The sequence below is a fragment of the Paenibacillus konkukensis genome, assembly GCF_023523925.1.
Classification (GTDB): Bacteria; Bacillota; Bacilli; order Paenibacillales; family NBRC-103111; genus Paenibacillus_S; species Paenibacillus_S doosanensis.
On sequence record NZ_CP027059.1, the window covers coordinates 4,029,850 to 4,054,828 of the forward strand.

The 24,979-nt window shown below is 52.4% G+C and carries 20 protein-coding genes; 3 read left to right on the plus strand and 17 right to left on the minus strand.

The genetic code is table 11. From position 1 onward, the window contains the following. Nucleotides 1-363: 363 nt before the first annotated feature. From SK3146_RS17265 to SK3146_RS17315, 11 genes are all read right to left on the minus strand, one after another. Nucleotides 364-2,055, minus strand: a complete 1,692-nt coding sequence (locus SK3146_RS17265; protein WP_249860012.1) for a sigma 54-interacting transcriptional regulator — start codon at nucleotides 2,053-2,055, stop codon at nucleotides 364-366. 124 nt (nucleotides 2,056-2,179) lie between these two features. Beyond that, complete coding sequence (gene msrA, locus SK3146_RS17270; RefSeq protein WP_249860013.1) at nucleotides 2,180-2,854, minus strand: peptide-methionine (S)-S-oxide reductase MsrA; 675 nt, start codon at nucleotides 2,852-2,854, stop codon at nucleotides 2,180-2,182. Between the two features lie 196 nt (nucleotides 2,855-3,050). Next, a complete protein-coding gene (locus tag SK3146_RS17275) occupies nucleotides 3,051-3,797 on the minus strand; it encodes an amino acid ABC transporter ATP-binding protein (RefSeq protein ID WP_283942763.1) in 747 nt (248 codons plus the stop codon). A 14-nt stretch (nucleotides 3,798-3,811) separates the two neighbouring features. Continuing rightward, on the minus strand, nucleotides 3,812-4,471 hold the full coding sequence (locus SK3146_RS17280; protein ID WP_249860014.1) for an amino acid ABC transporter permease: 660 nt from the start codon (nucleotides 4,469-4,471) through the stop codon (nucleotides 3,812-3,814). A 74-nt stretch (nucleotides 4,472-4,545) separates the two neighbouring features. Next, a complete protein-coding gene (locus tag SK3146_RS17285; RefSeq protein ID WP_249860015.1) occupies nucleotides 4,546-5,325 on the minus strand; it encodes an amino acid ABC transporter substrate-binding protein in 780 nt (259 codons plus the stop codon). Nucleotides 5,326-5,583: 258 nt separating this feature from the next. Beyond that, nucleotides 5,584-7,650, minus strand: a complete 2,067-nt coding sequence (locus SK3146_RS17290; RefSeq protein WP_283942764.1) for an iron ABC transporter permease — start codon at nucleotides 7,648-7,650, stop codon at nucleotides 5,584-5,586. After that, nucleotides 7,647-8,657, minus strand: a complete 1,011-nt coding sequence (locus tag SK3146_RS17295; RefSeq protein WP_249860016.1) for an ABC transporter substrate-binding protein — start codon at nucleotides 8,655-8,657, stop codon at nucleotides 7,647-7,649. Before SK3146_RS17295 ends, SK3146_RS17290 begins: the two co-directional genes overlap by 4 nt. 251 nt (nucleotides 8,658-8,908) lie before the next feature. Continuing rightward, nucleotides 8,909-10,027: a TFIIB-type zinc ribbon-containing protein gene (locus SK3146_RS17300; protein WP_249860017.1), complete on the minus strand. Its 1,119-nt coding sequence runs from the start codon at nucleotides 10,025-10,027 to the stop codon at nucleotides 8,909-8,911. A gap of 14 nt (nucleotides 10,028-10,041) precedes the next feature. After that, nucleotides 10,042-11,154: an SPFH domain-containing protein gene (locus SK3146_RS17305; protein WP_249860018.1), complete on the minus strand. Its 1,113-nt coding sequence runs from the start codon at nucleotides 11,152-11,154 to the stop codon at nucleotides 10,042-10,044. Nucleotides 11,155-11,537: 383 nt separating this feature from the next. Next, nucleotides 11,538-12,815, minus strand: coding sequence for an MFS transporter (locus SK3146_RS17310; RefSeq protein WP_249860019.1), 1,278 nt, complete (start codon nucleotides 12,813-12,815; stop codon nucleotides 11,538-11,540). Between the two features lie 407 nt (nucleotides 12,816-13,222). Then, a complete protein-coding gene (locus tag SK3146_RS17315) occupies nucleotides 13,223-14,641 on the minus strand; it encodes an MATE family efflux transporter (RefSeq protein ID WP_434006797.1) in 1,419 nt (472 codons plus the stop codon). Nucleotides 14,642-15,194: 553 nt separating this feature from the next. Between SK3146_RS17315 and SK3146_RS17320 the strand changes: the two genes are divergently transcribed. After that, nucleotides 15,195-16,523, plus strand: coding sequence for an ABC transporter substrate-binding protein (locus tag SK3146_RS17320; protein WP_249860021.1), 1,329 nt, complete (start codon nucleotides 15,195-15,197; stop codon nucleotides 16,521-16,523). Between the two features lie 260 nt (nucleotides 16,524-16,783). Here SK3146_RS17320 and SK3146_RS17325 read toward each other — a convergent pair whose 3' ends face one another. After that, a complete protein-coding gene (locus SK3146_RS17325) occupies nucleotides 16,784-17,326 on the minus strand; it encodes a P-loop NTPase family protein (protein WP_249860022.1) in 543 nt (180 codons plus the stop codon). A 270-nt stretch (nucleotides 17,327-17,596) separates the two neighbouring features. On the opposite strand from SK3146_RS17325, the gene SK3146_RS17330 reads away from it, so the two are divergent. Both SK3146_RS17330 and SK3146_RS17335 read left to right on the plus strand, forming a co-directional pair. Continuing rightward, a complete protein-coding gene (locus SK3146_RS17330) occupies nucleotides 17,597-17,992 on the plus strand; it encodes a VOC family protein (protein ID WP_249860023.1) in 396 nt (131 codons plus the stop codon). A 193-nt stretch (nucleotides 17,993-18,185) separates the two neighbouring features. After that, nucleotides 18,186-18,680 (plus strand): DinB family protein, encoded by a 495-nt coding sequence (locus SK3146_RS17335; protein ID WP_249860024.1) that lies wholly within the window; start codon nucleotides 18,186-18,188, stop codon nucleotides 18,678-18,680. A 273-nt stretch (nucleotides 18,681-18,953) separates the two neighbouring features. Here the strand turns inward: SK3146_RS17335 and SK3146_RS17340 are convergent, their stop codons facing one another. The 5 genes from SK3146_RS17340 to SK3146_RS17360 all read right to left on the minus strand — a co-directional run bounded on the left by SK3146_RS17340 (nucleotide 18,954) and on the right by SK3146_RS17360 (nucleotide 24,957). Beyond that, the gene (locus SK3146_RS17340) at nucleotides 18,954-21,479 is read right to left on the minus strand and encodes a tetratricopeptide repeat protein (protein ID WP_249860025.1); all 2,526 of its coding nucleotides are present in this window, start codon (nucleotides 21,477-21,479) and stop codon (nucleotides 18,954-18,956) included. A gap of 345 nt (nucleotides 21,480-21,824) precedes the next feature. After that, complete coding sequence (locus SK3146_RS17345) at nucleotides 21,825-21,977, minus strand: hypothetical protein (protein ID WP_249860026.1); 153 nt, start codon at nucleotides 21,975-21,977, stop codon at nucleotides 21,825-21,827. Between the two features lie 14 nt (nucleotides 21,978-21,991). After that, nucleotides 21,992-22,783: a glycerophosphodiester phosphodiesterase family protein gene (locus tag SK3146_RS17350; RefSeq protein ID WP_249860027.1), complete on the minus strand. Its 792-nt coding sequence runs from the start codon at nucleotides 22,781-22,783 to the stop codon at nucleotides 21,992-21,994. Nucleotides 22,784-22,829: 46 nt separating this feature from the next. Beyond that, nucleotides 22,830-24,167, minus strand: a complete 1,338-nt coding sequence (locus SK3146_RS17355) for an ABC transporter substrate-binding protein (RefSeq protein ID WP_249860028.1) — start codon at nucleotides 24,165-24,167, stop codon at nucleotides 22,830-22,832. Between the two features lie 49 nt (nucleotides 24,168-24,216). Continuing rightward, on the minus strand, nucleotides 24,217-24,957 hold the full coding sequence (locus SK3146_RS17360) for a carbohydrate ABC transporter permease (RefSeq protein WP_249866338.1): 741 nt from the start codon (nucleotides 24,955-24,957) through the stop codon (nucleotides 24,217-24,219). Between the last annotated feature and the right edge of the window lie 22 nt (nucleotides 24,958-24,979).

The window sequence follows — 24,979 nt, forward strand, 5'->3', positions numbered from 1 at the left end:
CGCTGTTGAAATCGGATTTCTTTGGATCATTTTTTCGTTTTTATGTGGAGAGAATCCGCTTTCAAAGGCGAACGCTTACGCTTTTCCAGATTCAAATGGCCCCTCCGCTTTTTTTTCACCAGGCTTCTGCATCAGCCGTTTGAGCCGCTTTGGCGGGAAGCGGCATCTGATAGATCGGTGAATTAATTCACCGTATTGGATGGATGCGCCATGATCCATAAGACCTCCGGCAATCTTTCGAGCCGGGTACCTGCGAATCAGCCCAGCGCCTCCTGACATGCTCCTGCCTCGCCGCATACGACGAAGAGAGTGATGAATTATTTCACCACCCTCGGAAGAAATTCACCGCCTTCGGCCACCGGCTTACTGGCCGTTATCCCATCGCTGCAATTTTTTCACCAAGGTCGAATGATCGATCCCGAGATGCTCCGCCGCTTTCCGCAGCGAGCCGTACTTGTCCAGCGCTTCGCCGATCATTCTCCGCTCAAATTGCTTTACCTTCTCCTTCAAGGTCGAAGCCGTATCGATCCGGCTCTGGTCATGAATGTGAAGCGGCAGATGCGCGGGCTCAATCATATTCGAAGGCACCGACACGATCATGTTCTCGATCAGGTTGCGCAGCTCCCGCACATTGCCGGGCCAATGATACCCCTCCAGAATTCGCTTCGTCTCCTCCGCGATCTGCTTGTCGATCCGGTACTGCCGGCAAAAATAGTGAAAATAATGATCCAGCAGCGGCACGATATCTTCCCGCCGCTCCGCCAGCGGCGGAATCGAAATTTCCACGACGGCCAGCCGGTAATACAGGTCCTCCCGAAACTTGCCGCCACGAATCAGCTGCCGCAAATCCTGATTCGTCGCGGCGACGATCCGAATATTCAGCGGTCTCGGCTTGGTGCCTCCCAATCGCTGAATTTGCCTCTCCTGCAGCACCCGCAGCAGCTTCACCTGCAGCGACAGCGGAATTTCCGCTATCTCGTCGAGCATGACCGTGCCCTGATCGGCCAGCTCCAGCAAACCGATCTTGCCGTTGCGGCTTGCCCCCGTGAACGCTCCCGCTTCATAACCGAACAGCTCCGATTCGAGCAGCTGCTCGGGGATCGCGCCGCAATTAATTTTGATAAAAGGCTTCTCCCGCCGGTCGCTCAGATCGTGGATCAGATTGGCCATCACTTCTTTCCCCGTGCCGGAAGGGCCGTATAACAAAATGCTGGTCGGATACGGGGCCACCTGCGAGATTTGCTCGTACACCTTCTTGATCTGGGGGCTGCGGAACACGATATGCTGCTCGGTCTCGCCGCTTTTCAGCGTATACCGGTTATTCTGGATGCGCGAGAACGTATGCGCTTTCTCCAGCTCCTTGCGCAGCTCGTTCAAATGCGTAATATCGCGCACGCTGGTGACGATCATCTCCAGATTCCCCTGCTCGTCGAACACCGGATTGCCGGTTACGATGACGTCCTTCTTGCCCCCGATCCGCTGAATGATGGAGATGCGCCGCTTTCTTTCGAGCACGAGCAAGGACACCGATTGATCGAAGTAGCCTTCCGACATCAAATCCGCCATCCGGCGGCCGATCAATTCTTCGCGCCGGAAGCCGGTAATTTCCTCGTAGGCGGTATTCACCTGCATCGTAACGCCTTCCTTGTCCACCACATACAAGCCGTCGGTAGAAAACTCGATAATCGACTCCATCTGCTTCAGCAGCTTGCGGTAATGATGCATCTCCGATAAATCTTGGATAACCGCAATCGCGCCGACTCTGCTGCCGTTCTCGAAGAGCGGCGTTCGGTTGACCATGCAGACGCGTCCGCCGATCACCATCTCCCCGCCGATCGAGCTCTCTCCCCCGTCCAGCACTTCATGCATCCGGGAATGGGGAATCAGCTTCTTGATAGGCTGTCCCTTCCAATCATCGCTCCCTACATTAAGCAGCTTTTGCGCCGCTTCGTTCATCAGTGCGATCTCGTTATCCGAGTTGACGACGATGACGCTGTTATGCATGGATGAAATAATATTGCCCCACAACGGAACGGATACGGATTCATCGATCATGATCTGCTTCCTCCTCGCTACAAACTGTTCGGCGGCTTTAAGAAATGTGGCGTTTCAGTCGTGACCTGCGGTCGAGCGGCGTTTCCACTCGCTGTTCCAACTCTTTGTCGGCCGTCGTCTCCGGCTACCAGCGTATCCGGCCGATCAGCTCCGTCATAGCCGCCCGATGCTCCGCCGCTGCCGGCCATCCGGCTATTTCCTCCTTAATTCGCGCCAGGTTCGTATATCCCTTGGCCAATCCGTTCAAGCGGGCCGCCAAGGTCGATTGCTGAAGCTCCTGCGGCGTATACAAAGTGCCGAGCTTATCCATCGCATCGGGAAACCGCTTCAAATAATATTTCTGGTGCCTGTCTTCCGCGGGGTAAAATTCCCTGAGCGGCGCCAGCTCGGTATCCGGTTCGGCCATTCCCCGCTCCTTCCTGACCGCCGCAACGCGCAGCGCGGCCGCTTCCTGCTCCTTATCGCGGCAAAGCACAAGCGAACGGTACTGGCGTCCTTTATAATCATTGATATTGACCGGGTTATGATGGTTCCAGAACAGTTCCAGCAAGTCTTCCAGCGATATAAGTGCAGGGCTGAAATCGACCTCGACCGTTTCCGAATGATCGCCCATCTGCCGGTAGGTCGGCTGGTCCGTCGTTCCGCCGGCATAGCCGACGCGGGTGCTCACGACGCCCGGCAAATGTCCGAAGAGCGCCTCCGGACTCCAGAAGCAGCCCATACCGAGCGTCACGGTCTGAGTATGCGATTCGAAATAAGGGGGAATCTTCTTCTTCCCCGATTCTGTATACCGGCTCATGCTAACGCCTCTTCCTTTCCTTGTATGAGCTTTTCCAAGTCTGCCGCTTACTCCTTATGTCCACTATACCATAGGAGAACGCAAAAAGAGCATCCTTACGGATGCTCTCCTCTATCGTCAGCCTATGTCGAACTATTGCGCCAACCCCGGCTTCATCGCCGCCATCGACGCCGCGCTGCCACCATTGCTTCCGCTGCTATTTCAAACTGATGTTCAAGAAAGCTCTCGTCCGTTCGTGTTGAGGGTTCGTGAACAACGGCTCCGGATGACCGGCTTCCACGATTTCTCCTTTGTCCATAAACATCACCCGGCTCGCCACTTCACGCGCAAAGCCCATTTCGTGAGTGACGACCATCATCGTCATATGCTCTTCGGCAAGACGCTTCATCACCTGCAGCACTTCCCCCGTAAGTTCGGGGTCCAGCGCCGACGTAGGCTCGTCGAACAGCAAAATCTCGGGGTTCATCATCAGCGCCCGGGCGATGGCGACGCGCTGCTTCTGCCCTCCCGACAATCTCGCCGGATATTCCGACGCGCGGCTTGCCAAGCCTACTTTGTCCAGCAGCTCGGCGCTGCGCCGCGCAATATCGGCGGACGACTCCCCTTTGACGATTTTCGGGGCCAACTCGAGGTTTTGTTTTACCGTCAGATGCGGAAACAGGTTGAAGTGCTGGAACACCATGCCCATCTTGGAGGTGATCCGCTTTATCTCCTGCGGCTTGGAATACACTCCGTCCTTCACGAGAGCTTCGCCGTCCACGCTGATGCCGCCCCCGTCAATGGTCTCCAGATGGACGAGACTGCGCAGCATCGTGCTCTTCCCGGAGCCGGAAGGGCCGATGACGGCCACGACGTCTCCTTTTTCCACATGGAAGGTCATATTCTTCAGCACATCCAAAGTGCCGTATGATTTGCTGAGGTTCGAAACTTCAATAATAGCCACGTTAGCCAGTCCTTTTATTCAAATTTAAATCTGCGTTCCAGCCATTTGAACAGCAAGGTTAACAAGAGCGTCATGATCAAATAAATGACCCCGGCGATAAAGAACGGCACGATCGTAAAATCGCGGTTTACCGCCGTCTGCGCAAAATGCAGCAGCTCCGGAACGGCCACGGCATACAAGAGAGCCGTATCTTTAATGAGGGTAATCGACTCGTTGGATACCGCCGGCAGCACGACACGGAACATTTGGGGCATGATGATGCGCGTCATCGTCTGCCGCTTGCTGAAGCCGAGCACCTGAGAGGCCTCGTATTGGCCTTTGTCGATAGCCAGCAAGCCCCCGCGGAAAATCTCGGCGAAATACGCCGCATAGTTCAGAATGAAGCCCAGGCAGGCAGCCGTAAACCGGTCCAGGACCAAATATTCGCCGACGCCGGGAATCATAGGCAGCCCGAAGCAGATCACGAGCAGCTGCAGCAATAAAGGCGTGCCTCGCATGACATAAATATAAGCGTGAGCCAGCCCCGACAACGCTCTGCTGCCGCTTTTGACAGCCAAAGTAATCACAAAGCCGAGCGGGACCGACACGATAATTGCAATGATAAACAAGAGGACCGTCATTCGGGCTCCCTTGAGCATCGGGATGACCATAGAGGTCATGATATCTGCGGACATACACTTATTCCTCCAAAAGCAAAACGGGATTTCCCATAGAAGAAATCCGGTTCGCCTGATCCATATTCGATTCGTTATTTCAGAACTTTATTTTCGCCGAACCACTTCTCGGAAATTTTGGCGGCGGTGCCGTCTTGGTTCATATCGTCCAGCGCCTTTTGCAGCTTTTGCAGCAGCGCTTCATTTCCCTTCTTCACTCCAACCCCGTATTCTTCCGGCGCAAGAGACTCGTCCAGCAGCTTGAAAGTACCCTTTTCTTTGGACATATAGTAGTCGATCACCACTTCGTCAATGACGACCGCATCGACGCGGCCGATCTTCAGATCGCTTAAGGCAAGCACGTTATCTGCATATTCGGTTACCGTCTTGATCTTCGATTTTACGGGATTGTCGTTCAATGCGTCCGCCGCCGAGGACAAAGATTGCAGCCCCACGACTTTACCCGTCAGATCGTCGAGCTTGGTCAAATTCGATTTGGCCAGAGTGACGACCACCTGCGCGTTTTTCAAATACGGCTTGGTGAACAAGACTTTGCCTTTACGCTCATCCGTAATCGTGTAACCGTTCCAGATCAGATCGATCCGGCCGCTGTTCAGCTCGGATTCTTTGGTTTGCCAGTCGATAGGTTGAAATTCCGCCGTCTTGCCCATCTTCTCGGCAGCGGATCTGGCATAATCGATATCGAAGCCGACGATTTCGTTCTTATCGTCGCGGAAGCCCAGCGGAGCGAATTTGTCGTCGATGCCGATGACCAGTTTAGTAGATTCAGCCCCGCCGCTCTTCGAGCCGGAGCATCCTGTAAATAGGGAAATTGCCGCCGTGACGACCAAAGCCATAGCTGCCAAACGTTTCATAAAAAATAAACCACCCTTGCTTCATAAGTATTGTTGCATTCGCTTTACTACGTTACCACTTTATCAAGAATTACATGATAACATAGATTCGCAAAAGGTGTCGATAGGTTCAAAGGAAGTAATTTTTTCCCTTTCAACATCGATAGATTCCTATTATAAAGGGGATCATCATTTCTTATAATTGACCATGAATCTATTAATGAATGCAAAAAAGCACCGATCCGTACGATCGGCGCCGTGAGAAGCGCGGTGAAAATATCATTTGCGCACTGCGCTGCGGTACATCAGCATCAGCAGATAGGGCGTCCCCAGCAAGGCGACGATGATGCCAGCGGGAATTTCCTTCGGCGCGATGACCGTCTTGCCGATGAAGTCGGCTGCGACGAGCAAGACGGCGCCGAACAGCGCGGAGAGCACGACCGATCTGCGGTGATGGTGACCGACCAGCAGGCGGACCGCATGCGGCGCAAGCAGTCCGATAAAGCCGATGGCGCCGACGCTTGAGGCCGCCGTCGCAGCCAGCGCAACGCCGATGACGGTTGCGATCAGCCGCGTACGCTGAAGCTTCAGCCCGAGTCCGAGCGATACTTGATCGCCGAAGGCCAGCAGATCGATTCTGCGGCCGAGCCACCAGGCGACCGGCGCCAGCAGCACCATGGCAACGGCCAAGCGCAGCCATTCGTCATAACCGCGGGCATACGTGCTGCCGGCAAGCCAGGCTAGAGCCGGAGCCGCGGCAATACCGGAGCGGATGACGAAAAACTGAATGCCTGCCGTTCCGATAGCGGAGACACCGATCCCAACCAGAATTAACGAGACGGGATGAAAGCCTTTCTTCCACGTGAACGCATAGACGCATATCGCGGCGGCGGCAGCCCCCGCGATCGCCCCTAGCGGGAGTGCTGCGGCAGGCGCCTGCGGCCACAGCACCAGCACGGCCAGCGCTCCGCAGCCCGCCCCGGAAGTCACCCCTAGGACGGACGGGTCGGCGAGCGGATTCCGCAGCGCTCCCTGCATCATCGATCCGGCTATCGCCAGCGCGCCGCCGGCGAATGCCGCAACCAGTATGCGCGGCAGCCGCAAGTCGACAACGATGTTCCGAGCAAATTCCTCGCCGCTCCCGATGAGGGCGAGCCATACTTCATGGACCGACAAGCGCATCGTTCCGGACATCAGACCGGCTATCATCAGAACGATCAATACCGTCAACAGGCCGGCAGCAAGCGCAGGGTAAGGAATGCGTTTACCCATGGCTCCGACGCTCATCGACGCTCCGGCCTCCTGGGACTGCCTTCCTTTCATCGTTTTCACGACGAGCCAAATCAGCCACGGCGCACCGATCGCCGCCGTAACTGCCCCGGCCGGCAGCTCGCCGAGCGAGCTGCGGAACATGCGGGCGATCGTATCCGCGCCGACCAGAATGACCGCGCCCCATAAGGCGCTTGCCGGCAGCAAGGTCACATGGCGGCGCAGCCCCATCAGGCGCATCAGATGCGGCGCTATCAGCCCGACGAAGCCGATCGGGCCGACGACGCTGACGGTGACGCCGGCCAGCAGCACGGCCGCCGCCATGCCGGAGAAGCGCGTCAGCTCGACCTTCTGCCCGAGCGAGCGGGCCGTATCTTCCCCGAGCTCCAGCATATCGAACGCGCGGGCGAAAATCAGCGCATAGGCGATGCCGATCGCAATCCACGGCCACGCATACTGAACGCCGCTCCAGTCGTTCTGCACGAGCGATCCGGCTCCCCAAGCGAGCAGCTGCGAAGCCTGGGTCTCAAACAGCAGCTGCAGCGCGCTGGTGAACGCGGCAAGCACAAGACCCACAATCATCCCGGCGACGGCCATCCGCACCGGCGTGCTCCTCCTGCCTCCGGCGATCCAGTACGTCATGGCCGCAGCGCCCAGAGCTCCCGCCAGTCCAAGCAGCAGCGGCGCGCTGGCTTTCAGGGCCGGGAAAAATATCGCCGCCGCCATAATGACGAAGTATGCCCCCGAGTTCAGGCCGAAGGTCGATGCGGATGCAAGCGGGTTGCGCGTCACCGTCTGCAGCAGCGCGCCGCATACGGCAAGCGCCGCTCCGGCGAGCAAGCCCATGACCGCCCTCGGCAGACGAATGCCGCGAACCATATGATGAGCCGCGGTATCCTCGGGATGCGTGATCGCTCCGATCACTTGCCCGAGCGTAATCTCCGCTTCCCCGTAGGTCAAGCTGACAAACAGCAGGGCGGCCAGCAAAACCAAGCCGCCCCCAAATACGAACAAACTCTTCCATCCCTTAGACCGGACCGCATCGCCGGTGACGGTGTTCATCGTCATGCCCGTCATTTGGCTAGAGCGTTCGTCAGGAGGTCGACGATCGTTTTAGCCGATAACGGACCGCCGAACGTCCATGTGTTGCCCGGCAGCTTGTACGTACGGTTTTCCTTCACGAAGGCCAGTCCGTTCCACACCGCATTATCCTTCAATTGCTTCTCGAAAATATTATCGTTATCCTGCACGATGTAGATGAAATTCGCGTTTTGCACGGCAGGAAGCGCCTCGACGCTGGTCGTTGCGAAGCCGTTCGGCTCAAACTTCGCCGATTTAAAAGCATTTTTCAGACCGATCCGGTTCATGATCTGGATGATCATCGAATTGTCGGTGAACATGCGAAGCACAGCGGCGTTTTGCTGCGAGAAGGCTTGAGTTACGGCGATTTCCGCCCCTTCCTTGCCTTTCTCCTTCAGCTTGGCTTTGGCTTCGTCGAACGATTTCTGCAAATCGCTCATCACTTTCTCGCCCTCGGCCTTTTTGCCGACCAAATCCGCTACGGTCAAAAACGTTTTCTCCATCTCATCGTACTGGTCACCCGCTCCTTCGGCAGGATACGGATTGAACGCCACCGTCGGCGCAATTTTGCTCAAAGCCTCATAGCTCGATTTGATCCGGAAGTCGGGCGCGACGATCAGATCCGGCTTGAGCGCGGCAATGGCTTCCAGGCTCGGCTCCGTGCGTACGCCTACATCGACGACGCTCGCGTCAAGCTGCGTAGGAATGTTCACCCATGTTTTGTAGCCTTTAATGTCGGCGACGCCCGCAGGCTGCACGCCTACCGCCAGTAAAAATTCGACGTACGACCAATCGAGCGCGACGACGCGCTTGGCCGTCCCCTTAATCTCCGTTGTGCCGAGCGCATGCTTAATCGACTTGCTGCCTCCGGAAGCGTCCTGGCTCGCTCCTGCAGCCGGTGCCGCATTGTCCTTAGCCGGTTCGCTCTTCGCGCCGCAAGCGGCCGCCAGAAGCATCAGCATCAGCGACAGCATAATGACGAGCGGTTTTCTCATCTTGTTCATTCGGTTAATCCCCCTAAATGATGTATAATAACAAATGATGCTTAATAAACTAGCTTCTCGCCGAATCGTGATAATGATTATCATTATCTAGGTGAAAATATTAATCGTTGCTCTGTAGTTTGTCAATACTTTTCCAGAAGGTTCGCCGTTTTCGGAAAAACGCAAAAAACGCCTGCCCTAGGGCGGCGTTTTCAAATATACATATTCATCCGGCCTGTATTACCCAAATTGGGGACAGCTGCCGCCTCCCTCTACCGCTGCAGCTCAGTCCAATACAATACCGCTGCGACAACCAGCACGCAAAACAAGGTAAACAGCGCAATCTTCCACGGGCTGCGCGGTACGCGGCCGGTTACGCTTCCCGTCTCCCCGTTGACCATATAACGGTACGTTTTGCTTTTGTACATATAGGTTGCATTCCACACAGGAAGCAGAACATGCTTATACGTCCGGTCAAAATATCTCGTGCGAATATCCAGATTGCGGATTTCGTCGCCGCCGATTTTCCTCCGGATTTCGCCGCTCAGCCTGTCGTCCACGCGGGACTGAGCGTCGGCCCAGCCCTGCCGCAGCGAGACCGTATAACGCTCCGCGATAAATCCGCTCAAGTATTCCGGCTTATACGGCACCAGTTGATGCAGCTTAAAATCGTTGAGCTTGTTCAGCAGTTCGCCGTCGTATTGTCCGGAGGCCGGGACGAGCACATCGTCGTAAAATTTCCGGTAGGTGCCGCTCGTCCAATGCCATACCGTATAGCGAACTCTTTCCGTATAAGTTTCGGTCTTACCGTTAACGACGCGGGTGCGCGTCTCCTGCCGGTAATGGTACACGCCGACCTCCGCTTTGTAAGACGAATCCGTATCGGTGTCGAACGTCCAGAACGGCACATAGATTCCGTTCAGATTAGAGCTGACGGACCGTTTTTTAAATTCATTCGGGATAAACCACCTTCGTTTGCGCCATGCGTTGAAGGCTTGCGCCGCTTGCTCCCGGGAAATATGGAAAGGGATGACCGATTCCGGGCGAATGCTGCCCGGATTTCCTTGCGGAAGCACCTTGGGCGACCCGCAGAACACGCATACGGCAGCGGTCTGGCTGGCAGGCATCAGCATTTCTCCGCCGCAATTGCCGCATTTGATCACCTGCTGCTCCGTTCCCCAATCCATTAAGGAAGCGTCGTCTTCGTCCGCAAAATCAAGATCGTGCTCCTCGGGCGCTCCCTCGCTCTCGTTTTCGATCGGCTTCTCGCTGCCGCAATAACGGCATTTCAGCGTTTGGCTGGCCGTGTCGAACTGCATTTGGCCGCCGCAGCCGGGGCATGGAAAGGTCGCCGTCCGGTCCTGCACCGTTATCTGCTCGTTAGCTCCCATAATCGAATCATCCTTTACAATTTAGTGCCGCAGCTCGAGCAGAACTTGGCTCCCGGTACTGCCGCACTGCCGCACTCGGGGCAAAAACGGCGTTCGGGGCGAGGCGTCCCGCACTCGGGGCAAAATTTGTCGGTTGCCTTAAGCGAATGGCCGCAGCCGCCGCACGGCTCAGTTCCGCCTTCCGGCTCGGAAGCTGCGCCGCCTTGAGGCGGATTCGGCTTCGGATTCCCGCCGGCCGCGGCAGGCTCGGCCGCCGGAGGCTGCTGTCCGGCCCCTGACATCATCTGATTGATCATTTGCCCCATGGCCATTCCGGCTCCAAGCCCCGCGCCTGCCCCGGCCAAACCGCCTCCCGGGTTGGAGGCCGCTTCCCGGATCGATTCGGCCGTCTGGTATTTCATATATTGATCGAGGTTGCCGGCGATATTCATCGACGACCTGCGATCGATCATCTTCTCGACTTCTTCCGGCAGCGAAATATTTTCGATAACGAATCCGGTCAGCGATAGCCCGACCGCCGCGAAATTCGGCTGCAGCTTAGCTCCCGCCTGCGAGCTGAGTTCATCGTAATGCGTAGCCAGATCGATGACCGGAATGCCCGATTCCGCCAACAAATCGCTCACGCCCGATACGATCATCGTTTTGAAAAAGCCGGCTATTTGACCCGGGTTGAAATCCTCGTGCGAACCGAAAATCTCCCTCATAAAGACGGCCGGTTCCTTCACCTTGAACGAGTAATTCCCGAAGCCTCTGACGCGCACTACTCCGAACTCCTTATCGCGCATCATCACCGGATTCGTCGTGCCCCACTTTTGATCGGTAATATTGGTTGTATTGACGAAATACACGTCGGCTTTGAACGGAGAGTTGAAGGCATACTTCCACGATTTGAGCGCGGTGAGCAGCGGCATGTTGTGCGTGCTCAGCTCGTATTTACCCGGACCGAACACGTCGGCGATCTGCCCTTCGTTCACGAAGATGGCCGCCTGTCCTTCCCTCACCGTAAGCTGCGCTCCCATCTTAATGGCGTTATCATACACGGGGAAACGATACACGATCGAATCGGTATCTTCAATCCACTCGATTACTTCAATAAACTGGCCTCTAAGAAATGAAAACAGTCCCATACTTCATCCTCCAATCAAATCCCTTTTCCCAAACGGCATTGCCGTTCGCTTTAGCAGCACTGATTCCTATTATACGGTAAACCGCCGAACGGGGTAACCCATTCCCTTCCATATCTTCGGATATAAACCATTAAAACCGCAGGAGAGGCACTTTTACCGTCTTATGCCGATGAAAAAGCAGTCTGTCGTCGACAGCAATCGACAATAATCCCCTTTTTTTCCTATTGTTTCTATTAATATACGATCCGAACTGCAGGCAGGTTTCTTCATCGGAGGTCCCGACTTGCGCATATGCAAAAAAAGAAGCCGAAACCCCGATTAAGGGGCGCAGCTCCTTATGTTCATTGATCAGGCATTCCGTTGTCCGAAGGTCTCCGCCTGCGTTACGGACCGGTCTGCACGTCCGATTGCTTCGTCCGGGGTTTCTCCTCCGTCCACTCGTCCGAGAAGGTCCTAAGGCGCCGGAGCGCCGGAAATAAATACATCCATAACGCGGCGACCGCTATCGTTCCGACACCGCCGATGAAGGTAGCCGGAACCGCTCCGAAAAATCCGGCCATCATGCCCGATTCGAATTCGCCCAGTTGGTTGGAGGTGCCGACGAACAGCGAATTGACCGCATTCACCCTCCCCCTCATTTCATCGGGGGTATGCAGCTGAACCAGCGTCGAGCGGATCACAACGCTGATCACATCCGAGGCGCCGAGCAGAAACAAAGCGGTCAGCGACAGGATTAAGCTGGTCGACAAAGCAAAGAGAATGGTCGCCGCCCCGAACACGGCCAACGCTCCGAACAGTATCGGCCCGAGCGCGCGCTTCAGCGGAACATGGGCGAGCACAAGCGACATCAGCAAGGCCCCGATCGCAGGTGCCGACCGCAAGAGCCCCAGCCCCCAAGGGCCCGTATGCAAAATGTCCTGCGCGAATATCGGCAATAACGCCGTAGCGCCGCCGAGCAGAACGGCGAAGAGATCGAGCGAGATCGTACCCAGAATGATCTTATGACGGAAAACGAACACAAGTCCCGTGAACAGGGAGCGAACGGCCAGCGGTTCGACTTTGCGGACGCTCCGCTTCTTGCGAATCCAGTAGATGAGCGCGGCCGAAGATAACAGCGCAACCGCCGACGTCACATAGACCAGCGACGGACCGGCCGAAAACAGCAGGCCGCCTAAGGAAGGCCCCAGGATTTGGGCCGTTTGTCCGGCTGAGGCGGACCAGGCGGATGCTTGCGGAAGCAGCTCCTTCGGTACTAGCTCCGGCACTAGCGCGGCCAGCGTGGGACCTTCGAACGCGCGGCAGGCTCCGATGACGGCGGCAGCCAGCAGAATCTGCTCGCGGCCGAGCCAGCCGGCGTGGTTCCCGAAGGCCAGGAACACGGCGACGACGCCTTCGAACAGCTGGCACAGAAAGACGATTTTGCGGCGATCGAACCGGTCCGCTACATGGCCCACAAGCAAGGTCAGCAGCATCATCGGCACAAACTGGGCTAGTCCTACCAAGCCTAGACTAAATGCGTCATTGGTCAGCTCGTACATCTGCCAGCCGATGGCCACGGAGAGCATCTGGAAGGAAGTCGTTGACAAAATTCGGGCAACCCAGGATTTCGCATAAGAAGGCTGCCGAAGAACGGATGGACTGGATTGCGGCAAACGGTTCACGACCTTTCGAGGAGCTGCGGAGGGCCTCCTCCGTTCATAATGTTTACAGGCAGGATCAACTGCGGTTTGGACGGGAAACAAATCCCCCAAAAGCCATCCATGCCGCCGACGCGGCACCACAGACAATGGAAATGGGGTACCAAGAGTAATTTCCAGGGTAGTGACGTGATGCTCTGAAGCTTATTCCGTCCGCATCCAGCCTAAGCTGGATCGGCGTCTAACCCTTCCTCTGGGATCGTTCTATGGGTAGACTTTCCTTTCGGGGGAGCCCACGGATTTCCGCAGGATTTTGCTGCGCATCATTTCCTAAACAATAGAATAACCCCACAAAGTAGTGGGGCCTTGGCTTCGAAGCCGATTCAGGTACTTTGCGGGGAGCCCCGAAATTTATAAATAGCGGCGCCCGATTAGCCGCGGACAGCCTGCTTCTCGGAAGCCGGTTCGATCAGACGATGCTGATACCATTTCTCCCCTTTAAACCGCCATAGAAAGACAAGTCCCCTTACTCCCCATTCGCAGTTCATGGCGAGCCATACGCCGACAATGCCGAAGTGGAAAACGATGCCCAGGATATAACCCAGCACGATTCTAAACAGCCACATCGACAGCATCGAAGTCATCGAAGTGAATTTGGAGTCCCCGGCCGCACGAAGCGCGGAAGGCAGCAGGAAGCTAATCGACCATAGCGGGATTTGGGCCAACGCATTAATCAGCGTCACGGTGAAAATATCATCTACAATATCGGCCGGAGGATGGAACAGCCCGACCAGCGGCCGAAACATTGGCAGAATGATCAGCGCCATCAGCACAAAAGAAAACGAAGACAGCCATATGAACGATTTCGTCAATTTTCTCGCATCCGCGACATTTCGTCGTCCCATACATTGGCCGACCACCGTTATGGCCGCAAGCGACAACGCGTTGGAAGGAATTTGCAGCACGACAGCAAGCGTCGAGCAAATCGCGTTGGTCGCCATGGCGTACGTTCCGAGGCTGACAATGAACATTTGGGTGACGATCTTGCCGCCGTTAAAAAACATTTGCTCGGCCGCAAACGGCAGACCGACGAACATAATCTTCTTGATCATCGCCAGCTCGAATTGAAACAAATCCCGAAGCCGAAAGGAAAGACTCGCGTTCGCCACAATTTTGGCCAAAAAGAACAGCGCGATGATCGCCGCCGAATACCGCGACACATTGGCCGCTATAGTCATCCCCAGAACGCCCATGTGCATAAAGTTGATAAAAATGACGTTCAACACGACATACGACAAATTCATAATTAAGGAAAGAATAAGCGAAGCTCTTGTTCTCCCTATTCCTCTCAGCGCCCCGCATACCGCCTCCTGAACGGCGATACCGACATAGGAGACGCTGCTGCCGACCAAATAGACGTGGGCATTGTCCAGCACATCCGCTGAAGCGCCGCCGAACAGCAGGTTCATCACCGGATTGTGGAACAAGCCGATCAGCAAGCTGATGCCCAGAGCGAACAAAAACACAGTGGACACGGTGCTGGCCGCCGACTTGGAAACCATCGGCTCGTTCCCGCTCCCCTTATACTGCGCTACGACCACCGTTCCCCCCGTAGATACGGCGATAAAAGTGCTGATCAGGAACATATTGATCGAATCGATCATGTTCACCGCACTGATCGCCGCCACGCCCGAGGAACTGATCATAACGGTGTTTACGAGACTCAAACAAACGAGAAATGCCTGATCGATCAAAATCGGCGTATACAAAGAAATGATCTGACGGTAATTGACAGACTCTCCGGAAAAATATTTTTCCAAAAAGGCGTGCTTTCTGCTTCGCAAACTCATTGGGGTCACATCACATTCTTTTGGTCAAATTGAGAAAACCCTCAAGCGAGGTCTTACAAAAATAGAAACTGCGCTCGGCGGGCGGTAATTTGGATCGTCAACAGGCAAAATTCTTTACTGCACTGACGCTTTAACAAACTCAAATACTGCTATGTGTTAAAAAAACTCTTCCAATTTCAGAAGAGCTTGCCGGCTTATAAACAACGATTTAAACGATCGCGGCCCACAGCGGAAACCGCAAGATCATGATTTGCTTTGATGATACTATCACCGGGGGCTTCAGTCTGTCAACGTCCATTATCTCCCCTCACAGCCCCTATAGGGCCAATGCGGCCCTGAAATCGCCTTCAGAAGGCTTCGGGCGTATGGGACCCGCTCGAATCCATTTCCATCCATAATATTATTTTGTTTAGAATAATCCACCTTTCTTAAAATATTAGAATTATCAAAAGGCCTCCCGAGCCATTATGATAAACCCGACAAGAACTTTATTATGAAATGGAGCGGCGAATGGATGAAAATCAACGTTTTGGGGGCAGTAGCCATAAGCTGTATGATGCTGGCTGGATGTACGGGAGACGGAGGAACCGGAGGAGGGGAACAGGAGCAGGCGGCTTCAACCGCGCAGTCATCTTCAGCGGTGCAAGGCCATTCACCTTCCAATGAGAACGAACTGCTTATTTACACGGTATGGCCTCAATACTATATCAAGGAAGATGTGTGGCAGCAGCAGGTGGGCCAATATCTTACCAAGAAATTTCCCGGCGTCGTCTTTAAGCATATTCAATGGGATAATCCGGGAAGGCAATTTAAAGACTTGATTGCGGCGGGAACGATCCCCGATATTATCATTGACGATTCCGCCCGCAACACGTACAGGGAAATTCGCAGATACGGTCTGGAATACGACATGAGCGAGCTGGTGAAAAAGTACAACTTCGATACCGGCACATTGAATCCGGGTATGCTACAGCAGTCCGTTACCTCCTCGGACGGAAAACTGTATTCTCTGCCCTACAGCTCTGCCGAGTGGGTTTTGGTGTACAACAAGGATATTTTCGATAAATTCGGCGTCGAATACCCCAAACCGGGTTTAACCTGGGATGAAGCCTATGAGCTGGCCAAGAAGCTGACGCGGCAGGACGGAGAAGTCACTTATAAAGGCTTCCAAGTGAATCCTTCCCACTATATGATGTGGAACCAGCTGTCGGAGCCTTCGCTTGACCCGAACGAAGACAAAGCCACACTTACCTCCGACAATTGGACGAAGATTACTAATAATATTAGACGGTTTTACGAAATTCCCGGCAATCAGCTGGTCAAAACGAACGCCTTCTCCCGAGGCAGCATCGCTATGGCTATCGATACGATCGATACCGCGGCCAAATGGGCGAACGAGAACAAAAATTTGAATTGGGACTTCAGCTCGGTTCCTGTGTTTCCGGAAGCGCCCGGCAAGAAATTTCAGCCTCAATCGACCGCGATGTTTATTACGAATCAATCGAAGAACAAAGACCTTGCCTTCCAGGTCATCTCGTATATATTATCGCCGGAAATGCAGCTGCACCTCTCGCGCCAGGGAGTGATGACCGCCTCGACAGACGCTGCCGTTCAACAGGCATTCGGCCAGGATTTACCGGAATTTCGAGGCAAGAACACGCAATCGCTCTATGCGCTGGAAAGCGCCTTGCCGCCTACCCGCAAGCCCGGCTTGACCTACATATTCACGCATAATCAAATCGACTATGTTTGGAAACCGCTCATTCATGCGGAATCCAAAGAAACCGTCACGGCCCTGCGAATGGCTAACGAGCTTGCGAATAAGGCGATTCAAAACACGAAAGCGGCGGAAGCGCAAGGCGTATACAGCGAGGACCAATAGAATTTGCTGGCGCAGGACCGGTTCAGGTATAGCCAGGCCGACTGTGTGGTTACCTCGCCTCTGTTTATTCAACCGTCCCTTAAAAGCGTGGTGAAAAAGTCCGCTGCGGCGTCCATTTGATCCTCCAATCGCTGTTGAAAACGGATTCTTTGGATTGTTTTTTCGTTTTTCTGTGGAGAGAATCCGTTTTCAAAGGCGACCGCTTACGCTTTTCCAGATTCAAATGGCCCCTCCGCTCTTTTTTCACCACCCTTTTAAATTTACGTAACAAAGTGCAAGCTTCTACTATCCGTTAGCCGAATCACTTTACTCTTGTGCGGCAGCAGCCGGGCTTCAAAGCTTTCCCGCTTGCTTTCAAAATCGCGCGTCCACTGATACATCCTGTTCAGCATCTTCAGATCGGATTTATAATGACACGGTTCGATTCCTATTTTTTGTTTGAGAAACCTGGTAAAAATTCTTAGTTTCCGCTTCCATAAGGGAGTGTCGAGAAATATAATCGTGTCGGCCATTTCCAATAAACATCGATACGATTCCCGGTCTGTTCCTTCAAATATCCAAGATCCGTTCATATCGATGTTGTTAATAACCTCCATCTGCTCCTCTGCCGTCCGTTTGTATCGCCCTGCGGCGGTTTGATGATGAACGATGCAATCCAGCTCGTACCAAGGCACCTTTATTTTTTCGGATAAACGCTTGGCCAGTGTGGTCTTCCCGCTGGCTACAATGCCGATGATAAACACTTTTTCCATACGCTGCTCAGCTCCGTATTCATTCGATTCCCGGCGGCGGCCGCCTATCATATTCCATTCGCGCGCCAGGCATCGTTTTCCTCTATACGGCACGGGGCCATCAACTTCGCAACTTACCGAAAGAACCCCGCGGTCGAGCCAACGATACACTTTTACTTCGCTGCATCATAACAGGTATTTCGTCCAAGTGTGTCGTTCGTACCCAGAGGCATACCGAGCATTGAATAATTTCCTTTGTTCATTACCATACTGAGGGAGGAAAATGCATCCATTCGGTAGAAGATTTGAAGTGTTAATAAAAATTTGGAGGTGCAGGGATTTATGGGTAAAGTGGTCCACTTTGAAATTCATGTAGATGACATGGAACGAGCGAAAACATTTTACGGAGAAGTGTTCGGATGGAAATTTGAAGATTGGAGCAGCTACGCCGGCATGCCCTATTTCGGTGCTGTAACCGGCGAAGCCGGCGAGCTTGGAATTAACGGAGCCTTGATGCAGCGGCAAGGCGCTTCTCCAGCACCGGGCCAGGCTTTGAACGGCTATGCATGTACTATAGGCGTCGGCGATTACGATGCAACGGAAGCCCATATTCTTCACCATGGCGGCAAGATCGCTTTACCTAAATATGCTTTGCCCGGCATGGCGTGGCAGGGGTATTATATCGATACGGAAGGGAATTTGTTCGGGATTCATCAGCCGGATAAGGATGCGAAGTAAGATTGGGTTTCGATACTTTGAACCAAGTCATCAACGAGTGCTACGATACACTGAAGAGGTTTAAGGATCGATAGGACTATGTTCTTCGAGATGGTCGAATCATCAATATTCCTTTTATCATAATCGGTTAATCGGAACTTTCCATCCATCTGGAATTTATAGTATGATAAACCATATGAAAGGAGATGAACTCATGTCTAAACAATTGATCATCGGCGACGCAATGCGTGAACTGGCCGCTACGCGCCGCGTATTGGAACGCTTACCCGAGGAGCATATGTCGTGGAAGCCGCACGAAAAATCGATGGCGCTCGGCGGGCTGGCTACGCACCTGATCAACCTGCTGAACTGGCAAATCGCGATTTTTCAGTATCCGGAGCTCGATCTCTCAACCGTACCCCAGCGGCGGGAGGCTTTGCAAAAACGCGCTGACATTCTGGAAGAGTTCGACGGGAATGTCGACAAGTTGGACAAGCTGCTTGCCGAATGCGACGATAAAGCGCTCGGTGAGGAATGGACGCTGCGTCACGGCGACCATGTCATCCTCCGCGAGCCGCGGGCGATCGCGTTACGCACCTTCGGATTGAGCCACATGATCCATCACCGGGCGCAGCTCGGAGTATATTTGCGGCTTCTCGATATTCCGGTGCCGGGCGTCTACGGTCCCTCGGCCGACGATGAAGCCTAGTAAACTGAGTTTCACGACCCGCTTCGCGTAAAAAGGCAAAGCGTCTGTGTTGTCTCGCAAGCAGATGACAGCGATCAAGGGAAAATGAACAGCCAGCTGCCAGAAGGGAACGCAAGTGACCGTCGTTGTTTAAAACAATATTTTGAAGCCCGAAAAGAGGGGGAAAAGTGAGGGAACCGCTGCAAGCGAATTTCTTCAGTTCCCCTTATGACGTTTCGAATCTTCATAAATCCATAGTTCGCGAGATTATCTCGACAACCTGATAAAGACACCCTATCGGGTGTCTTTTATTAAATGAAACTCTTCTAAAGCTACAGCCGCTTCAGGATTTTCCTCTGACAGTTTGATTTTGAATTGCTCAAGCAGTTTGGCGAGCTCATCGCCTGATTCACTATTGGTTTCCTTCAGCTTAAGGTACGTAATGATACTGTGCCCAATCACCTCAGGGTTATTGGTCAAAATCGCGGATATATTTTCCAAATATTCTTTATTTGTTGCAAGCAGTTCGGCATGAATAAAATCTTCCAAGCACTCCGTCCACTTTTCCATTCTTTTATAAACATATGCCCTGTTTGAGTACAACACCGCGTGTTCTAGATACGATATTGCTTTATTGAAATCCAATAAGGCTTTCCCATAGAGATTTAATCGTTCATTTTTCTTGCTTTCCCTATCTCCGATTTCCTCTAGCACAAGACCTCTGTTGTTAAAATCGTGAACATCCAGTTCATCCTCATTTTCTTTTATTATGTAGCGGTTATAATAACTCAAAGCATCGTGGTAAAGGCTTTTGTTACCTTCCCTCGCAGCAAAAAAATAAGCATTAGCCAGTCCACGATAATGTTTTGTGGTTATATAATAGTTTCCTGCGCCCTCCAAACCCTCTCGAAAGAAATAAATCGCGTCTGCAAACTTACCTTTATTATAAAATGCATTCGCGACGGTAAAATAATGCTGGTAATCGATTTCTTTGTAAGCCGCCAGCTTAGACTTAAACTCTTCGATCTCTGCATTTGAAATCTGTTCTTGTTGATTAATGTGGTCAATAAATTGCTGAAATAATAATCGGATCGGCTCTTCCTCATCCAGCTCGGGAATTAAATTCACCATGCCATCTTCCGAAATAATCACAATGATACATTTGGTTTGATCAAGTTTGTGCAGGTAACGGTAAGCTGAGTTATATCTTGCCCCTCTGCTTGAATCCCCTATGTTGGGTTCGGCAATCCCGTCCAATATTACACCGACAGCATGACAAACGCCTGTATTGTCAAAATATACGGCTCCATCAATGGGCGTTAAGTATTGTACAACATCAGGATTGACCGCGGTGGGCTCGATAATGATGGATTGTTTCTTCAATCGTTCGACTTCTTGTCCAGCCGTTTCTTCATCCGTAATGACTACCATGGTGCCGTGTTTTTGCTCTCTCGCTTTTCTAACAACTCTCTCGAGAGTATCAATTTCTCTAATATTCTCTTCTTCCCTATTTTCAAAGAATTGCGCTTTCATCATTCGTTTGAATTTTCGGGTCGTAAAGCCTTCTTCTCCTAAAACCGGGCTTTTGAAAGAAACCTGCAGCAGATTTTTAAAGACGATTTCCAAATTACGTTCCGTTTTATAAATCTTTTTATCATTCTCATTGAATAGTTTTCCAAAGCGGGATTCGGTATGCACTGTTGTTAGGAGCTGCAGATTATATTTCGATAATCCTTTAAACACCACCCGAAATAGTAAATGATTGCCTACTTCATTCCAGTTGATGTGACCAATACCATAAATGTATTTTTCGTCAGAGATTAGATATATATCTTTGTCGTGATCTGTCATTTCCAACAGCTTGCGGATTAACTTGGAGTCGTCCAACAAGATCTCATTTTCCCTAAATCGAATGATATACTTAATTATACCTCGAGATGGATGCAGCAAAGCTTGATCGGCAAATAGCATACATCCGAACGGGTTACTGCCCTCGTAGGTTCGCGTGGAAATATCGTCTATTTTCTCAAGCAAAATATTAATATAATATTGGCTGCTTTCTTCATTGGAAAGCAGAGGAGATGCAACGTCTTTCATTGTATACAAGCCTTGTAGCAAAGTTTGGATCTTGCCCATGAATAACCGAGTCATTCTTCTGGAAAATTGGATAGCATCTTCGTTGTACTTTTTACCAACTTCACTCTCACCGTCCAGCTTTAGAACATTCTTATCGCGAATAAAGTAATCTTGGAAATAATAATCCAGGACCATTCTTATAAAAGACAGCTCTGGATAGTTATAAAATATATCTTGAAGCTGCGAATCGACGTTATGTATGACAACCATCACTTTTAACTTGCGCTCTAGCCCTTCCGTGTTGATAGCAAAATCATTTGCATAGATAATATTGGTTTTAAACTGCTCTTGATTCGGCTTCTCAACATCAACGATACCTGTTTTATTTTGCTCGTTTGTTTTATCCGCAGGGAGAGACATTAGCTTGGATTGTATGATTTCTTTTAACATCGTGTCCTTCATCAACTCTCGGATTTCATTATTTTCCGAGTGAACCGGATTTGACATATCGAGCTCGCGGAACACTCGGATCAATTCTTTTAGCGGCTCTTGATTGATCACGATCTTTTTGCCGCCTTGGTCGGAAAGCGCCCTTCTTACTCTAACCACATTCTCAATATTCGGATAGTCATTATTGTCTAGCGTGAAAGTATACAGCTTTAAGTCGAATTTCTTATTCAGTCTTTTTAAGATATCTTCCAGATTCCCAAACACGACTTCGTTTATCCACTCTAATGATGACACCTTGATCGCCCCTTAAATTCCCCAGGTAAAAAGATAACCTTCTTGTGTAAAATTTACCATATACCATTATTCTATAACAAATTACAGTAGATGCAACCAAGGACCTACATTATATTAGACTGAATCCGAATATTAATTCCTAGACTACCACCGTTTCATTCTCCTCCCGAGACGGTCATCAGCCGTCGCCAAGATTCACCGTTTTAAGATCTCGGTATCTTATAAGTTCTATTGCGGTAAAGAAAGAGCACCGATTCGAATCGAATCGGTGCTCTCTACCTTTACGGAGACGAACCGCGGACAGGCAAATTTACAATGATCTCCCAATCCCACCGCGTAGCCAAATTACTTCAAATGAGCCGGATCAGAGAGCACAAACATCTTGGACTCCAGCGCCGGGCGCTCGGCCAAAACGCCGAAGTCCGACGCAGGCAGCAGGCTCAGCACGGTAACCCAGCCAACAACAGCAAGTTCCGGGGCTTGCTCATCGAATGTCATTCATTCATATCGTCTTATACCCCTTTCGGGAATCCATTCATTTCAGCTTCGGCCGCTTGGCGGCGTATCCTCATAGCAGGAAACGGGTTATTGCAGGTCACGAGGGTAACCCCGCAGCCGAGCGAGTAATACATTTGACGATCGTCATCCGGGCAGTAGGACCAGACGAGCAGGCCCATCTGCCGATAGTCGTCTACCTTTTGCGGGGAAAGCAGCTTCATGCTCATGGCCACTGCCCACATCTTGGAATAGGTGCCTTCGGGACCCGGTACGAAATTACGCATTTCTTCCTGCGGAAAGCCTTGCGTCTTCAGCCCGTAAGTATCGTGAAGGTAAGCGATAATGCTTGCATCAAAGCAAGTAAATACGCAGCGGGGCAAATAACCGTATTCTTTTAACAACGCAACCGCTTGGTCGGCGGTCTGCACGGCATCGGGACTCGATTTGATTTCCACGTTGAGCAGAACCTCCGGGTACGCCCGAAGGAGCTCCAGAAGCTCCGCGAACGCCAGAATCTTCAGCCCTTCGAAAGAAGGGCCGAACCAGCCTCCCGCATCAAGCCGCTTGAGCTCGGCGAGCGTCAGGTCACCTACCTTGCCCGTACCGTTCGTCGTGCGATCGACGGTTTCATCGTGAATGACCATGACCTTCCCGTCCTTGGAACGGCGCAGGTCGAATTCAATCATGTCGACGCCCGCTTCCAGCGCCTTCTGAAAAGCAAGCAGCGTATTCTCGGGATAATCGCATTTCAGTCCGCGATGCGCCGCCACCACGAGGGAGTCGTCGCTTTGCAATCGTTCTATCATATGCCTGCATTCCTTTCTGGATTCCGCATATAGTAATGTTGCGTAATTACTGCTTCAGAATTCTTTCCGTTTCTTTCTTGAAGTTGTCGAGCGTCGCTTGAATATCCTTGTTGTCATACATGATGGCTTCGATCGCCTTATTGAACTCCTGATTTACCTGCGTCCAGGCTACGTGCTTATTCGTGTCCACGGCGTACTGCAGCTGCTCGTAAGCGACCTTGCGCGCAGGCTCCTTCGCCCACAGGTCCTTGATCTCCTGCGACTCCACCATCTTCTTCGTAAACGGCAAGTAACCGGAGTTAATGACGAACTGCTGCCCGCCCTTCGGATTGGTCATGACCCAGCGCAGGAATTCCCAAGCGGCGTCCTTGCTCTTGGAATCATCCATCATCGCGAGGTTCGCGCCGCCCGTCGGGGTCGCATACACCTGATCCATAGGCATAAACGCCGTCACATATTCGAATTTGGCGTTAGCGCTCAGGCTGCCGATGACCCCGGTCGATTGGAACATCATGCCGATCTTGCCGCTCGTGAACATGTTGTTGACGATATTGCCCGAGTCCTTGGCCGGAGGATAGAACAAGGCTCCTGTGCCCTGTAGGTCCTTCAAATAGCTGAACGTTTTGACGCCTTCGCCGTTCTCGAAACCGATCGAGGTGCCGGCATCGTTGAAGAACTTGCCTTTGGCTTGCGTGATCATCGCTATTGGGTACCACGTGTCGAACGGCATGCTGAGCCCGTACCGCGTATATTCGTTCCCTTCCTTAACGACAAGCGCGTTAGCGACTTTCTTCAGGTCGTCCCATGTTTTCGGAATGGCGAGGCCTTTCTCGTCCAGCATCGCCTTGTTGATATGAAGAATCGGCGTGGAACGGTTAAACGGCAGCGAAACGAGCTTCTTGTCGAAGGTGGAGTGTCCCATCAGGCCGGGAACAAAATCGTCAACGCTCATGCCGGAATTTTTCAAATAAGGATTCATATCCGCCAGTACGTCCGAATCGGCGAACATTTGAATGTAAGCACGCTCGAGCATGGCCACGTCCGGAGCGGTCTTCGCCGCTACCGCCTGCTGCAGCTTGGTTACCATCTCGTCGTAAGAGCCCTGGAAGGTGCCGACGACCTCAATCTTATTCTGCGATTCGTTAAAGCTCTTGATCATCGAATCGAAATATTCGCCGTTTTTGCCGCCGAGGGAATGCCAGAACTGAAGCGTCGTTTTACCGCCGGAGCCGCCGGACGTCGCAGCTGCGGTCGAAGCGTTCGGGGTTGTCGACGATGAACCCGGGGTGCCGCCGCCGGCTTGCTGAGATTGACCGCCGCAGCCGGCCAGAACGCCGGACAGCATAGCTGTAGCCATAAGTACCGTAGAAAGCTTTCTCTTCATTGAAAGTAACCTCCATGTGGGATGATTTTTATTTGGGATGAAAAAATTACTACTTGATACCTGAGTACACGAACGCTTTCACAATTTGCTTGGACGCAAACATATACACGATCAGAATCGGCAGCACGAGCACGACGTTGCCCGCCATAATGACATGCCAGTTAGTGATGCCTTCGGTTTCCCGCAGCATGGCGATCCCCATCGGCAGCGGCCGTACGGCGGACGAATCGGTCATCACGAGCGGCCAGAAATAATCGTTCCAGTGGCTGACGAAGCTGAACAGGGCGATCGTCGCCAGCGCGGGCATCGACATCGGGAGCATGATCCGGGTAATGATTTTGAACTCGCTCGCGTTATCCAGCCGGGCCGACTCGATAATCTCCTGCGGAATTTGCATGAAATATTGGCGCAGCAGGAAGATGCCGAAGGCGTTGGACATGAACGGGATAATTTGCGGCAGCAGCGTTTTGATAACGCCCCAATCCGCCAGCATCAGGTAAACGGGAATGAAGGTCACCTGTCCGGGAATCATGAACGTCAGCAGCACCAGGGAAAAGAAAAACTCCTTACCCGCAAACCGGTACTTCGCAAATGCGTAAGCGGCCGGGATCATCACCACCATCTGCAGGACGATAACCGATACGGTAATAATGACCGAGTTCTGGAAATAGGTCAGGAACGGTCCCGCGCTCATGGCATGAACGAAGTTGATCCACTGCGGCAGCGCCGGAAGAATCGTAGGCGGAAACCTCAGCGTCTCCTCCAGCGTTTGCAGCGAGGTAGAGATCATCCACAGAAACGGAAACACGAAG